Source organism: Streptomyces sp. NPDC033165 (genome assembly GCF_055577965.1).
This window is the reverse complement of record NZ_JBVIPK010000005.1, coordinates 292,092-305,847: the sequence shown is the minus strand read 5'-3', so window position 1 is coordinate 305,847 and position 13,756 is coordinate 292,092. Positions and strand designations below refer to the sequence as shown.

16 protein-coding genes are annotated in these 13,756 nt (G+C 70.4%); 15 read left to right on the top strand and 1 reads right to left on the bottom strand.

Annotated elements, in window-relative coordinates; translation table 11 throughout:
* The first annotated feature begins 131 nt into the window (after positions 1 to 131).
* The 5 genes from dop (at position 132) to prcA (ending at position 4,240) form a co-directional block, all read left to right on the top strand.
* Positions 132 to 1,643, top strand: coding sequence for a depupylase/deamidase Dop (dop, locus tag ACZ5WC_RS15165; protein WP_468541212.1), 1,512 nt, complete (start codon positions 132 to 134; stop codon positions 1,641 to 1,643).
* Between the two features lie 129 nt (positions 1,644 to 1,772).
* Positions 1,773 to 1,991 carry a ubiquitin-like protein Pup gene (locus tag ACZ5WC_RS15160; RefSeq protein WP_011027899.1) on the top strand — a complete coding sequence of 73 codons (219 nt, stop codon included), beginning with the start codon at positions 1,773 to 1,775 and terminating at the stop codon, positions 1,989 to 1,991.
* Positions 1,992 to 2,077: 86 nt separating this feature from the next.
* Positions 2,078 to 2,602: an endonuclease VII domain-containing protein gene (locus tag ACZ5WC_RS15155; protein WP_468541211.1), complete on the top strand. Its 525-nt coding sequence runs from the start codon at positions 2,078 to 2,080 to the stop codon at positions 2,600 to 2,602.
* Positions 2,554 to 3,399 (top strand): proteasome subunit beta, encoded by an 846-nt coding sequence (gene prcB / locus ACZ5WC_RS15150; RefSeq protein WP_096629989.1) that lies wholly within the window; start codon positions 2,554 to 2,556, stop codon positions 3,397 to 3,399. Before ACZ5WC_RS15155 ends, prcB begins: the two co-directional genes overlap by 49 nt.
* 58 nt (positions 3,400 to 3,457) lie before the next feature.
* On the top strand, positions 3,458 to 4,240 hold the full coding sequence (prcA, locus tag ACZ5WC_RS15145) for a proteasome subunit alpha (RefSeq protein ID WP_468541210.1): 783 nt from the start codon (positions 3,458 to 3,460) through the stop codon (positions 4,238 to 4,240).
* A gap of 45 nt (positions 4,241 to 4,285) precedes the next feature.
* Here prcA and ACZ5WC_RS15140 read toward each other — a convergent pair whose 3' ends face one another.
* Complete coding sequence (locus ACZ5WC_RS15140; protein ID WP_468541209.1) at positions 4,286 to 5,320, bottom strand: LacI family DNA-binding transcriptional regulator; 1,035 nt, start codon at positions 5,318 to 5,320, stop codon at positions 4,286 to 4,288.
* Between the two features lie 135 nt (positions 5,321 to 5,455).
* On the opposite strand from ACZ5WC_RS15140, the gene ACZ5WC_RS15135 reads away from it, so the two are divergent.
* From ACZ5WC_RS15135 to tatC, 10 genes are all read left to right on the top strand, one after another.
* On the top strand, positions 5,456 to 6,724 hold the full coding sequence (locus ACZ5WC_RS15135) for an MFS transporter (protein ID WP_468541208.1): 1,269 nt from the start codon (positions 5,456 to 5,458) through the stop codon (positions 6,722 to 6,724).
* Between the two features lie 9 nt (positions 6,725 to 6,733).
* Positions 6,734 to 8,095 carry a Pup--protein ligase gene (pafA, locus tag ACZ5WC_RS15130; protein ID WP_030583618.1) on the top strand — a complete coding sequence of 454 codons (1,362 nt, stop codon included), beginning with the start codon at positions 6,734 to 6,736 and terminating at the stop codon, positions 8,093 to 8,095.
* A gap of 144 nt (positions 8,096 to 8,239) precedes the next feature.
* Positions 8,240 to 9,175 (top strand): FKBP-type peptidyl-prolyl cis-trans isomerase, encoded by a 936-nt coding sequence (locus ACZ5WC_RS15125; RefSeq protein ID WP_468541207.1) that lies wholly within the window; start codon positions 8,240 to 8,242, stop codon positions 9,173 to 9,175.
* A gap of 43 nt (positions 9,176 to 9,218) precedes the next feature.
* Positions 9,219 to 9,593 carry an FKBP-type peptidyl-prolyl cis-trans isomerase gene (locus tag ACZ5WC_RS15120; protein ID WP_468541206.1) on the top strand — a complete coding sequence of 125 codons (375 nt, stop codon included), beginning with the start codon at positions 9,219 to 9,221 and terminating at the stop codon, positions 9,591 to 9,593.
* 138 nt (positions 9,594 to 9,731) lie between these two features.
* Entirely contained in the window at positions 9,732 to 10,685 is a 954-nt protein-coding gene (locus tag ACZ5WC_RS15115) for a helix-turn-helix transcriptional regulator (RefSeq protein ID WP_468541205.1), read from the top strand.
* A 20-nt stretch (positions 10,686 to 10,705) separates the two neighbouring features.
* Positions 10,706 to 11,689 carry a helix-turn-helix transcriptional regulator gene (locus ACZ5WC_RS15110; RefSeq protein ID WP_468541204.1) on the top strand — a complete coding sequence of 328 codons (984 nt, stop codon included), beginning with the start codon at positions 10,706 to 10,708 and terminating at the stop codon, positions 11,687 to 11,689.
* Positions 11,686 to 12,003, top strand: coding sequence for a hypothetical protein (locus ACZ5WC_RS15105; RefSeq protein WP_468541203.1), 318 nt, complete (start codon positions 11,686 to 11,688; stop codon positions 12,001 to 12,003). Before ACZ5WC_RS15110 ends, ACZ5WC_RS15105 begins: the two co-directional genes overlap by 4 nt.
* Before the next feature lie 26 nt (positions 12,004 to 12,029).
* Positions 12,030 to 12,227: a hypothetical protein gene (locus tag ACZ5WC_RS15100; RefSeq protein WP_468541202.1), complete on the top strand. Its 198-nt coding sequence runs from the start codon at positions 12,030 to 12,032 to the stop codon at positions 12,225 to 12,227.
* A 217-nt stretch (positions 12,228 to 12,444) separates the two neighbouring features.
* Positions 12,445 to 12,738, top strand: a complete 294-nt coding sequence (tatA, locus tag ACZ5WC_RS15095; RefSeq protein ID WP_468541201.1) for a Sec-independent protein translocase subunit TatA — start codon at positions 12,445 to 12,447, stop codon at positions 12,736 to 12,738.
* A 49-nt stretch (positions 12,739 to 12,787) separates the two neighbouring features.
* Positions 12,788 to 13,753, top strand: a complete 966-nt coding sequence (gene tatC / locus ACZ5WC_RS15090; RefSeq protein WP_468541200.1) for a twin-arginine translocase subunit TatC — start codon at positions 12,788 to 12,790, stop codon at positions 13,751 to 13,753.
* Positions 13,754 to 13,756 lie beyond the last annotated feature (3 nt).

Genomic DNA, 13,756 nt, shown 5'->3' with positions numbered 1-13,756 from the left:
AGAGGCGCTCTAGGCTCTGCGGTACCGCCGAGTCGCGCAGTGTGGTGACGGGCACCGCACACGCACCGGACACAGCAGCGGTACTTGAGCGTCGCTCCCGGAGGGGACCGACGCCGGGCAAGGAGGGCCGCATGACCGTACGGCGAGTAATGGGCATCGAGACGGAGTACGGGATCTCCGTCCCCGGCCACCCCAACGCCAATGCCATGCTCACCTCGTCCCAGATCGTCAACGCTTACGCGGCGGCGATGCACCGGGCGCGCCGCGCCCGCTGGGACTTCGAGGAGGAAAATCCGCTGCGCGACGCGCGAGGCTTCGACCTCGCCCGTGAGACCGCTGATTCCAGCCAGCTCACCGACGAGGACATCGGCCTGGCCAATGTGATCCTCACCAACGGCGCCCGGCTGTACGTCGACCACGCGCACCCCGAGTACAGCTCCCCGGAGATCACCAATCCGCGGGACGCGGTGCTCTGGGACAAGGCCGGCGAACGGATCATGGCCGAGGCGGCCGAACGGGCCGCCGCCATCCCCGGCGCCCAGCCGATCCACCTCTACAAGAACAACACCGACAACAAGGGCGCCTCCTACGGCACGCACGAGAACTACCTCATGCAGCGGGAGACGCCGTTCTCGGACATCGTGCGCCATCTGACGCCGTTCTTCGTCTCGCGCCAGGTGGTCACGGGCGCGGGCCGGGTCGGCATCGGCCAGGACGGCCATGAGCACGGCTTCCAGATCAGCCAGCGCGCCGACTACTTCGAGGTCGAGGTCGGCCTGGAGACCACGCTCAAGCGTCCCATCATCAACACCCGGGACGAGCCCCACTCCGACGCCGAGAAGTACCGTCGGCTCCATGTGATCATCGGCGACGCCAATCTCTCGGAGATCTCCACCTACCTCAAGCTGGGCACCACGTCCCTGGTGCTGTCCATGATCGAGGACGCCTTCATCAACGTCGACCTCGCCGTCGACCAGCCGGTACGCACGCTGCACCAGGTCTCGCACGACCCGGATCTGCGGCAGCTGATCACGCTCCGCAGCGGCCGGACACTCACCGCTGTCCAGTTGCAGATGGAGTACTTCGAGCTGGCCCGCAAGTACGTGGACGAGCGGTACGGCACCGACGCCGACGAGCAGACCAAGGACGTCCTGACCCGCTGGGAGGACACCCTCAACCGGCTGGAGACCGATCCGATGAGTCTGGCGGGCGAGCTGGACTGGATCGCCAAGCGGGAGCTGATGGAGGGCTACCGCCGCCGCGACGCGCTGGACTGGGACGCCCCCCGGCTGCATCTGGTGGACCTCCAGTACGCGGACGTACGGCCCGACAAGGGCCTCTACAACCGCCTGGCGGCCCGTGGGCGGATGAAGCGGCTGCTGGACGAGGACGAGGTCACCAGGGCCCGTACGAAGCCTCCGGAGGACACCAGGGCCTATTTCCGGGGCCGCTGCCTGGAGCAGTACGCCGACGACGTGGCGGCCGCCTCCTGGGACTCGGTCATCTTCGACCTGCCGGACCGCGACTCGCTCCAGCGGGTGCCCACGCTGGAGCCGCTGCGCGGGACGCGCGAGCACGTCAAGGACCTGCTGGACCGGTGCCGTACGGCGGAAGAGCTGGTCCGGGCGCTGTCCGGCGGCTGAAAGGCCTCCGGACGGGGAATCAATCACCTGAGGCCCGGACGTTGGACAAGTACCGGGCCAAATGTCGGACCCCGTGGGTAGGGTCTGATCAAGAGCTTCGATTGCTTCGAACCGAGCGGGGTGAGCTACATGGCGACCAAGGACACCGGCGGCGGACAGCAGAAGGCGACGCGTTCCACCGAGGAGGTCGAGGAGCAGGCGCAGGACGCGCAGGCGTCCGAGGACCTCAAGGAGCGCCAGGAGAAGCTGAGCGACGACGTCGACTCGGTGCTGGACGAGATCGACGACGTCCTGGAAGAGAACGCCGAGGACTTCGTGAGGTCGTTTGTCCAAAAGGGCGGGGAATAGGGCTGAGTGTCCGACTCTTCCGCGAAGAGGTGGCGCTCTCGTCGACGGAAGAATCGGCCGCGGCAGTCCTTCGCCGGTAAAGGGCCATGCGTGATGGCCTCCAGGCGTACTGCCGGAAGTGCTCTGCCGAGTACTGCCGGCAGCGTCAGGAGGCCAAGGCCAAGGCCAGGGGCAAGCCGGTCCGGGTCGAGGTGCCGGTGCCACGGGACCCCGGACGTTGCCCGCGGTGCGGCGAGGCGAAGCCGCACGATCAGTGGGAGCGCAACGAGTCGTCTTCCGACGGCTGGTCGGGCTTCTGCCGCGAACGCGGGGCGCAGCGAAACCGGATCGGCTGCTTCAAGCGCACGCGGGGTCTTGCTCCTGCCGAGCCGGACGAGCTGATCGCGGCTCAGCAGGGCGAGTGCCGTATCTGTCCAATCGCTCCGGCTGAGCATGTGGATCACTGCCATGGGGCGGGTAGGGTCCGTGGCGTACTGTGCTTCAGCTGCAACGCAGCCCTGGGGCAGTTCAAGGATCGGCCGGATGCCATAAGGCGTGCAGCCGCATACGTGGAGGGAAACGCGTGGAAGCCAACACTCGTAGCACCGGGCGTCTACCAGCAGCCTTCCTGACGCCGGGGTCGTCCTCGTTCATGGACTTCCTGTCCGACCAGTCGCCCGAGATGCTCCCGGGCAACCGGAGCCTGCCGCCGCTCCAGGGGGCCATCGAGGCGCCGCACGGGACGACCATCGTCGCGGCGTCCTTCCCCGGCGGCGTGGTCCTGGCCGGTGACCGGCGCGCCACCATGGGCAACATGATCGCGCAGCGCGACATCGAGAAGGTGTTCCCGGCCGACGAGTACTCGGCGGTGGGCATCGCCGGCACCGCCGGACTGGCTGTGGAGATGGTCAAGCTGTTCCAGCTGGAGCTGGAGCACTTCGAGAAGGTCGAGGGCGCCCAGCTCTCCCTGGAGGGCAAGGCCAACCGGCTCTCCACCATGATCCGCAGCAATCTGGCCATGGCCATGCAGGGCCTCGCCGTGGTGCCCCTCTTCGCCGGTTTCGACGTCGACCGCGAGAAGGGCCGCATCTTCTCCTACGACGTCACCGGCGGGCGCTCGGAGGAGACCGGCTACGCCGCCACCGGCTCCGGCTCGATCTTCGCCCGCAACGCGATGAAGAAGCTCTACCGCGAGGACCTGACGGAGGAGCAGGCCCTCACCCTGGTCGTGCAGGCGCTGTACGACGCCGCGGACGACGACTCGGCGACCGGCGGCCCGGACGTGGCCCGCCGCATCTACCCGATCGTCACCGTCATCACCGACGAAGGCTTCCGGAGGCTGAGCGACCAGGAGTCCTCCGAGATCGCGCGCTCCGTCCTGGAACGCCGACTGGAGCAGCCCGACGGCCCGCGCGCCGCGCTGCTCTGACCCGGACTCCGAGCCTTTAGAGATGCACTCGTCACTGACAGGAAGGGACGGATAGCCGGTGTCGACGCCGTTCTATGTCTCACCCCAGCAGGCCATGGCCGACCGGGCGGAGTACGCCCGCAAGGGCATCGCCCGTGGTCGCAGCCTCGTTGTGCTGCAGTACGCCGACGGCATTGTGTTCGTCGGCGAGAACCCGTCCCGTGCGCTGCACAAGTTCAGCGAGATCTATGACCGGATCGGCTTCGCCGCCGCCGGGAAGTACAACGAGTACGAGAACCTCCGCATCGGCGGCGTGCGCTACGCCGATCTGCGCGGATACACCTACGACCGGGACGATGTGACGGCCCGTGGGCTGGCCAACGTCTACGCCCAGACGCTCGGCACCATCTTCTCCAGCGCCGCCGAGAAGCCCTACGAGGTGGAGCTGGTGGTCGCCGAGGTCGGCGCCGAGCCCGAGGGCGACCAGATCTACCGGCTGCCCCACGACGGTTCGATCGTGGACGAGCACGGCTCGGTCGCCGTCGGCGGCAACGCCGAACAGATCAGCAGCTTCCTCGACCAGCGCCACCGCGACGGCATGACGCTCGCCGAGGCGCTCAAGCTGGCCGTCCAGGCGCTCTCGCGGGAGCCGGGCGGCGGCGAGCGGGAGATCCCCGCCGAGCGCCTGGAGGTCGCGGTCCTGGACCGCACCCGCCCCCAGCAGCGCAAGTTCAAGCGGATCGTCGGCCGTCAGCTGACCCGGTTGCTGGAGACGGAAGCCGCGAGCAGCACCCCGACGGACGCCCCGTCCGACACCGAGGACAACGACTCCGCCACCACGCCCGATTCCACGGAGGAGTAGGCGCCGGCGCCTCTGGTGCCCCCGGGCCCCGGCCCGGGGGCATCGTCATGCCCGGGCGGCGGGGCACGGAGCCGTCGAGCCGCGTACGACCAGCTGGACCGGCAGACCGCCCGGCTCGACGGGGCGGCCGTCCAGCACGGCGAGCAGCGCCTCCATGCCGCGCTCCCCGACGCGCTCGGCGGGCAGCTGAACCGTGGTCAGCTCCGGCTCGACGGCGGTGGCCAGCGCCAGATCGTCGAAGCCGGTGACCGACAGCTCGTCCGGCACCCGCAGCCCGAGCCGCCGGGCCGCCTTGCAGGCTCCCGCGGCCAGGATGTCGTCGTCGCAGACGATCGCGGTCGGCCTCTCCCCGGTGGCCGCCAGCGCCCCTTCCGCGGCCTCGCGCCCCGCCCGTACGTCCAGCGGGGCCCGTACCGTACGCAGGCTCGCGTCCGGCGCCGCGCCCAGAGCGTCGTGCAGCGCCCGGGCCCGGACCGCGAACGTCCAGGTGTCCACGGCGGAGGCCAGGTGCAGGAAGCGGCGGTGCCCGAGCCCCAGCAGATGGTCCGTCACCTGCCGCATCCCGCTGCCGATGTCCAGGTTCACCTGGGCCGCGGGGCCGGTGTCGGCCGGATCGCTGTCCAGCATCACCAGCGGCAGCTCGGCCCCGCGCAGTGCGTCCAGGGCGCCGGCGGCCATCGAGGACGCGATCACCCCGTCCAGCGAGGCGCGGGCCGAGGCGAACGGGTCCCGGGCCGGGCCCGTGCCGTCGGGGGAGGGGTAGAGCACCACACCGAAGTCGTGCTCCGCGGCGACCGCCGCCGCCCCGGTGTACACCCGGGCGAAGAACTCGTTGGTGAGCGCGGGGACCACCAGCAGCGCGGTCCTGGTCCGGCCGAGCCGCAGGCTGCGGGCCGCCAGATTGGGCCGGTAGTCCAGCTCCGCCGCGCTCTCCCGGACCCGCCGGGCCGTGGCCTCGGAGACCCGTCCCGGCCACTTCCCGCCGAGCACCAGGGAGACCGTCGCCTGGGAGACGCCCGCCGCGCGGGCCACGTCCCGGCTGGTGGGCCGGGCGGGTACGGGCTGATGGGCGCTGGTCACTCGGGCCTCCGTGCGGGGTGTCTCCACAGCGCCGCGAGGTGGACCCGCGGGCTGCGGACATGGTACGTATGACCGTCGACGTTATACGTAAAACCTCGGTGGGCGGCAGCCCGGGCCGGGCGGAGAGGGGCGGACATGGCCGCGGGATATCTGGACATCCTCCGGGCGCGGCACGCTGCCCGGCTGCTCACGGGCACGCTGGTGGGGCGGCTGCCCAACGGCACCGCGCACATCGCGATCGTGCTGTTCACCCGCGCCGAGGGCGGCAGCTACACCCTCGCGGGCGCGCTGGCCGCCGCCTACGGACTCGCCACCGCCGTGGGCCAGCCGCTGCTGGGCCGGGCCGTGGACCTGTACGGGCAGCCGCGCGTCCAGTTCCCCGCCGCCGTCCTCTCGGCGCTCGGCATGGCCCTGTTCGCGGTCGCGGGCCTCGGCTCGCTCCCGCTGGCCTACGCCGCCGTCGTCGTCGCGGGAGTCGCCACACCGCCCCTGGAGGGCGGCCTGCGCGCCCTGTGGCCCAGCGTCCTCACGCGCGAGGACCAGCTGCACCGGGCGTACGCCATGGACGCCGTCGCGCAGGAGGTCATGTTCACGGTCGGGCCGCTCCTGGTGACGCTGCTCGTCGCCCTCTGGTCCCCCGCCGCCGCCCTCCTCGTCATCAACGCCATCGGAGTCCTGGGCGCCCTGTCCGTCGTCCTGTCCGAGCCCTCGCGCACCTGGCGCTCCGCACCCCGCGAGGCGCACTGGCTGGGCGCCCTGCGCTCGCCCGGACTCCTCGCCCTCCTCGGCGCCTTCTTCTTCGTCGGCCTCGCGCTCGGCTCCATCACGGTGGCCGGAGTGGCGTACGCCGACGACCACGGCCGGGAATCGGTGTACGGCTGGCTGATGGCCGCGCTCGGCCTCGGCGCGCTGATCGGCGGCCTGGCCTACGGCGCCCGCCAGTGGGCCGGTGCGCCGGAGAAGCGGCTGCGGGTCATCGTCGGCCTGCTGGCGCTCGGCTACCTGCCGCTCACGCTCACCCCCTCGGTGCCCGTGATGGCCGCCCTCGCCGCCCTCGCCGGGGTGTTCCTCGCCCCTGCCATCGCCTGCTCCTTCATCGTGGTCGACCGGCACGCCCCGCGCGGCACGGTGACCGAGGCCTTCTCCTGGCTCGTCACCACCTTCGGCGTGGGCGCGGCGGTCGGAACGGCCGTCGCGGGACCGGCCGTCGAGTTCGGCTCCACGGCCTGGAGTTTCGCCGTCGCGGGGGCCGGGGGAGTGGCGGCCCTGGTGGTCCTGCTGGCCACCGGACGGGTTCTGGGGGCCGACTCGGTGCCCGTCCGCGCACCCGCCGTCGTGACCGGATCCGAAAATGATCGGAACGGTGCTGTCGAACCCGGTTTCAGCAGAGGCCGTAAGGCGTAATGTTCAGTCATGGACCGCCGCATTTTCGGGCTGGAGAACGAGTACGGCGTCACGTGCACGTTCAGGGGACAGCGCCGACTGTCACCTGACGAAGTGGCGCGCTACCTCTTCCGCCGTGTTGTGTCATGGGGCCGCAGCAGCAACGTCTTTCTGCGGAACGGCGCCCGCCTCTACCTCGACGTGGGATCGCATCCGGAATATGCCACCCCCGAATGCGACAACGTGACCGAACTGGTCACGCACGACAAGGCGGGCGAGCGCATTCTCGAAGGCTTGCTCGTCGACGCCGAACGCCGCCTGCACGAGGAGGGAATCGCGGGCGACGTCTATCTCTTCAAGAACAACACCGACTCGGCGGGAAACTCCTACGGCTGCCACGAGAACTACCTCGTGGCCCGGCACGGAGAATTCTCCCGGCTCGCGGACATCCTCATCCCCTTCCTCGTCACCCGGCAGCTGATCTGCGGGGCGGGCAAGGTGCTCCAGACCCCGCGCGGCGCGGTCTACTGCGTCAGCCAGCGCGCCGAGCACATCTGGGAGGGCGTCAGCTCCGCCACCACCCGCTCCCGGCCGATCATCAACACCCGCGACGAACCCCACGCCGACGCCGAGCGGTACCGCCGCCTCCACGTCATCGTCGGTGACTCCAACATGTCCGAGACGACCATGCTGCTCAAGGTCGGCGCCACCGACCTGGTGCTCCGCATGATCGAGGCGGGCACGGTGATGCGCGACCTGACCCTGGAGAACCCGATCCGGGCGATCCGCGAGGTCAGCCACGACCTCACCGGGCAGCGCAAGGTCCGCCTGGCCAGCGGCCGGGAGGCCTCGGCCATAGAGGTCCAGCGGGAGTACTACGAGAAGGCCGTGGACTTCGTCGAGCGCCGGGGCATCCGCACCGGCACCGTCGACCAGGTCCTGGAGCTGTGGGGCCGCACCCTGGACGCGGTCGAGGCCGAGGACCTCGACCGGATCGACACCGAGATCGACTGGGTCATGAAGTACAAGCTCATCGAGCGGTACCGGGCCAAGCACAACATGACCATGTCGAATCCGCGGGTCGCGCAGATAGACCTCGCCTACCACGACATCCACCGCCGAAGGGGTCTCTTCTACCTCCTGGAGCGCAAGGGGCAGACCGCCCGCATCTGCAACGACCTGAAGATCTTCGAGGGCAAGTCGGTGCCCCCGCAGACCACCCGGGCCAGGCTGCGCGGCGACTTCATCCGGCGGGCCCAGGAGCAGCGGCGGGACTTCACCGTCGACTGGGTCCACCTCAAGCTCAACGACCAGGCGCAGCGCACGGTGCTGTGCAAGGACCCGTTCCGTTCCGTGGACGAGCGGGTGGAGAAGCTGATCGCCGGTATGTGAGCGCACGCACGCACCGCCCCCGGCCCCCGGGACCCACCGGTCCCGGGGGCCGGGGCTGTGTGCGAGGTCCGTCCCGAACGGAATGAGAGGCCCTAGAGTGTTCCGGGACTGAAACCACCGTGCCCCCTGAGATCTGAGGAACCAGTGCGCCGAATTGCCGGCCTTCTCGTCGCCCCCCTCCTGCTGCTGTCGGCAGTGGCGTGCGGCACCGACAAGGCCTCCGACTCCGCCTCGTCCAAGAACGGCGTCCCCGCGATCACCGCGGGTGCGAAGTTCGGCGAGAAGCCCACCCTCTCCAAGGGCGAGGGTGACCCGCCCAAGGAGCTGAAGACCGACGTCATCAGCGAGGGGGACGGGGCGAAGCTCAAGAACGGCGACGCGATCCAGGTCAACTACCTCGGTCAGGCCTGGGACTCCGACAAGCCCTTCGACAACAGCTTCGACCGCAAGCAGCCCTTCGACCTGACGCTCGGTGCGGGCATGGTCATCCAGGGCTGGGACAAGGGCCTGGTCGGGCAGAAGGTCGGCAGCCGCGTCGAGCTGGTCATCCCGCCGGAGCTCGGATACGGCGAGCAGGGCCAGGGCGACATCAAGCCGAACGCCACCCTCGTGTTCGTCGTCGACGTCCTCAAGGCCACCCAGATCCCGGCCTCCGCCAAGGGCACCGAGGTCGCCCAGGACAACATCGACCTGCCCAAGGTCGGAGTGAAGACCGACGGCAAGGCCCCCACCGTCACCATCCCCAAGAGCGACCCGCCGAAGAAGCTGGCCTCCACCTACGTCCTGGAGTCCGACGGCGAGGTCGTCAAGGAGTCCGACAGCGTCGTCGTGAACTACGTCGGCATGGTCTGGAAGGACGCCAAGGAGTTCGACAACACCTACTCCACCGGCAAGACCCAGACCTTCCCGCTGTCGCAGGTCACCCTCAAGGGACTCAAGACCGGCCTCATCGACAAGAAGGTCGGCAGCCGGGTGCTCATCGTCATCCCGCCGGACCAGGCCTTCGGCGACCAGCAGCAGCAGGCCATCCCGAAGAACTCCACCCTGGTCTTCGCCGTGGACATCCTCGCCAAGGTGTAAGACTGTCCCGGTTGTCCAGTTCATCATTTAGAGGAGCAGTTCAGTGAGCATCGACAAGCCCGAGATCGACTTCCCGGGTGGCGAGCCGCCGGCAGACCTGGCGATCAGGGACATCTGGGAGGGCGACGGCCCGGTGGCCCAGGCCGGCCAGACCGTCTCCGTGCACTACGTGGGCGTGGCCTTCTCCACCGGCGAGGAGTTCGACGCCTCCTGGAACCGCGGCACCCCGCTGCAGTTCCAGCTCGGTGCCGGCCAGGTCATCTCCGGCTGGGACCGGGGCGTGCAGGGCATGAAGGTCGGCGGCCGTCGCGAGTTGATCATCCCCGCGCACCTCGCCTACGGCGACCGCGGCGCCGGGGGCGGCCGTATCGCCCCGGGCGAGACGCTGATCTTCGTCTGCGACCTGGTCTCCGTCTGACCGGCTCCGGTTACGCGAACGAGGGCCCCCGCCGCACGGCGGGGGCCCTCCTCGTCTACCGGCCCCGGCCCGGCTTTGGTCCCCCACACCCCGGGGCGGTACGGTCGACCGTCGTAGCGCACAAGAGAAAGGGCGTCGATGGCGATTGCCAAGGCCGAGCGGTTGATGAACCTCGCGCTGTGCCTGCTGGGGACCCGGCGCCCGCTCAGCAAGCGTGAGCTCCGCGGTTCCATCGAGGCCTACCTCGAAGCGGGCAGCGACGACTCCTTCAACCGGATGTTCGAGCGCGACAAGGACGATCTGCGCGAGCTCGGCCTCGTCATCGAGACCGTCGAGAACCTCGACGGCGACACCGGCTATCTGGCCCGCCGCGACAGCAACCGGCTGCCCCCCATCACCCTGGACGCCGAGGAGGCCGCGGCCCTCGGGCTCGCCGCCAAGGTCTGGCAGCAGGCCCGCCTCGCCGGGGCCGCCAGCGGCGCCCTCCAGAAGCTGCGCGCCGCCGGGATGCCCGAGGCCGAGGACGACTACGAGGTGCACAGCGCCCTCGAACCCCGTATCCCCGTGCACGAGAGCGCGTTCGAGCCCCTGATGCTGGCCTGCCGTGACCGCCGCCCGGTCACCTTCGACTACCGCAAGGCCAACTCCGCCCGCCCCGAGCAGCGCCAGGTCGAACCCTGGACCCTCGAATGCTGGCGCGGCCACTGGTACCTCGCGGGCTGGGACCGCGAGCGGGGCGCCGAGCGCGTCTTCAGGCTCTCCCGCATCACCGGCAGGGTCCGCTCCCGCGCCGGGGCCTTCACCGCCGAGGTGCCCGACGTGGTCACCGTCCGCGAGACCGTCGAGAGCTGGGCCGGCGAGACCGCGACCCGTACCGCGCGGATCAGGCTCCGCGCCGGAGCCGGCTACCCGCTGCGGTCCCGGGCGATATCCGTCACGGAGCGCGGCGACGGCTGGGACGAGCTGGAAATCCCGTACGGACACGGACTGGACGCCTGGCTCGTCGAGTTCGGGCCGGACGTCGTCGTGGAGGAGCCCGCCGACCTGCGGGCCGATGTGGTGGACCGGCTGCGCGCCGTGGCCAAGAACTAAGGGACCAGGGGACCGAAGCGATGGCCACGAACGCGATCGACCAGACCCGCCGGATGCTGTCCCTGGTGACGTATCTGCGCGAGCGCCCCGGCGCCCACGTCCAGGACGTGGCCCGGGCCTTCGGGATCACCGAGGACGAGCTGATCTCCGACCTCGACGTGCTGCCCATGTGCGGCACCAGCTTCCGCGGCGGGGACCTCCTCGACATCGACACCGACGGCGACCGGATCTGGTGGCACAACCCGGACGACGTCGCCGAGCCGCTGCGGCTCGCCGCCGACGAGGCGACCGCCCTGCTCGTCGCCGCCCGTGCCGTCGCCACCCTGCCCGGCCTCCGCGAGAGCGACCGCCAGGCCCTGGTCCGCGCCACCGCCAAGCTGGAGACGGCCGCAGGCGAGTCAGGGGCGGCCAGCTCCCGGCTCTCGGTGACCTTCGAGTCCGAGGGCGGCGTCTTCGCCGACGTCGACCGGGCCATCTCCGAGCGCCGCCGCCTCTGGCTGCGCTACTACTCGCCCGCCCGCGACGAACTCACCGAGCGCGAGGTCGACCCGATCCGGCTCTTCGCCGTCGGCCACACCTACATGGAGGGCTGGTGCCGGCTCTCCGAGGCCCGCCGGACCTTCCGCCTGGACCGGGTCGCCGAGATCCGCCTCCTCGACGCCCCCGCCGCCCCGCCCGAACTGGAGCTGCGGGACCTGTCCGCGGGGCTCGTCCAGCCCGCCGCCGAGGACCCCGAAGTGGTGATCGAGGTCGGCACCGGAGGCCGCTGGGTCGCCGAGTACTACCCGCACGACTCCGCCGAGGAACTGCCCGACGGCGGACTGCGGATCACCCTGCGCACCCCGGACCCGGCCTCGCTGCGCCGCCTCGCCCTGCGCCTCGGCGGAGAGGGCCGCATCGTCGACCCGCCGGCGCTCGCCGACAGCGCCCGCGAGGCGGCCCGCGAGGCGCTCGCCGCCTACGAGGACACGGGCCCGGAGGCCGAGGAGCGGAGACCACGATGAACGGGACGCCCCTGTTTCCGGCCGCCCCCGGGATCAGCCCGGCGACACCGCGGGCGACCGCCGGGACCGGGCCCGTACCGGTGCCGGTTCCCGCCGCCGTACGGTTCCGGGCCGGCTGCCCCGACTGCCGCGGGCGCTTCGAACTCGCAGCCGGGGAGCTGCGCCTGGCGATCGGCGCCACCCGCCGCACCACCTTCTACACCTTCACCTGCCCCGAGTGCGGCGTCTCGGTCCGCAAACCCGCCGGGGAGCGCATCATCGAACTGCTCACCGGCGGCGGTGTACGGACGCTGCGCCTGCACGCCACCCCGTAGCGCCGTACAGGAAAGAGGCACGCCGTATGTTCTGGCCCATGCTCGCCATCGCCCTCGGATTTCTGGGGGTCTTCGTGCTCGGCGTGCTCGGCATCAAGGTCTTCGTCGAGGCACGGCGGCTCGGCCGCCAGGTCACGGCCACCACGGAGCGGATCAACCGGGCGTCGGAGGACCTCGAACAGGCGGCGACCCGCCTCGCGGCCACCGGCGACGGCCTGCGCTGACGGGCACTGCGGGCTGATGCCCGTCGGCACCGAGGGGTACGCTGCTGGGGGCGGCCCAGACAGGGAGGTGCGGGCCGCAAGCCGCAGTACGCGCGGGCATTGCCTCGCGTTTACTCCCGCAGGTTACGATCGCTGCCAGCGCAATGATCGGACGTATGCCCGGTCGAACGGGTAGCGAGCCCACCCTCCAGCCGCCTCAGTGAGAAGGAAGTCGCACATGATCGGCAATCTGAAGCCCCTAGAGATCGTTCTGATCATCGCTGTCATCCTGCTGCTCTTCGGTGCCAAGAAGCTTCCCGACATGGCGCGTTCGCTCGGCAAGTCGGCCCGCATCCTCAAGAGCGAGGCCAAGGCGATGAAGAAGGACGACGCGGCCGCCGCGGCCACGACGGAGACCGTCGAGGACCCGGCCCCGCCGCAGTCCACCACCGCGCGCACCATCCAGGCCGCGCCCGGGGACGTCACCAGCTCCCGCCCGGTCAACGAGGCCAAGCCCACCACCCAGAGCTGACCGCTGACGCGCTCCGCCGACAGCCGCCGTACGAGACGAGGGAAGTGGGTTGCTCAAGTCTGCCCGCAAGCAGGAGAAGGACGACGAGGGGCGGATGCCTCTCCTCGATCACCTGCGTGAGCTGCGTAACCGGCTACTGAAGTCCGTGCTGGCGGTCGTGATCGCCGTCATCGGGGCCGCCTTCTTCCACAAGGAGATCTTCGAGTTCCTGATGAAGCCGATCCTCGACTCGGTCGGCTGCAAGAACGGCGTCGAGACGATGGTCAACGGCCGCCCCTGCGCGGAGATGACCACCAACGGTCTGTTGTCGCCCTTCACCATCGCGCTGAAGGTCTCCCTCATGGCGGGCGTCCTGCTCGCCACGCCTGTCTGGCTCTTCCAGCTCTGGGCCTTCGTCGCCCCCGGCCTGCACCAGAAGGAGAAGCGGTACTCCCTGGCCTTCGTGGCCGCGGGCGTCCCGCTGTTCGTCGCCGGCGCCTACCTGGCCTACGCGATCCTGCCGGAGACGGCCGAGATCATGCTGGGCTTCACGCCCGCCAACGTCACGAACCTGCTGCCGCTGGACGACTTCCTCGACCTCATCACCCGCATGGTGATCGTCTTCGGGCTCGCTTTCGAACTGCCGCTGCTGCTCATCGCCCTCAACATGACGGGCGTCCTCTCCGGCGCCCGTATGCTGCGCTGGTGGCGCGGCATGATCGTCGGCCTCACCGCCTTCGCGGCCATCGCGACCCCCGGCGGCGAGCCCATCTCGATGCTGCTGCTGGCCGGTCCGCTCGCGGTGCTCTACTTCATCGCCGTCGGTTTCTCCCTGCTGAACGACAAGCGCCGCAACCGCAACAACCCCGACGCCGAGCTCAGCGACGACGAGGCCTCGCAGCTCGACCTGACCCCCGAGCCGGTCGGCGGCGTCGAGCCGGGGACCGACCCGCGCCGGGCGCTGCCGGGGCAGGCCTCCGGTGAGGCGGACGGGCCGGGACCGCGCCGGATGAACGGTTACGACGACATCACCTGACCT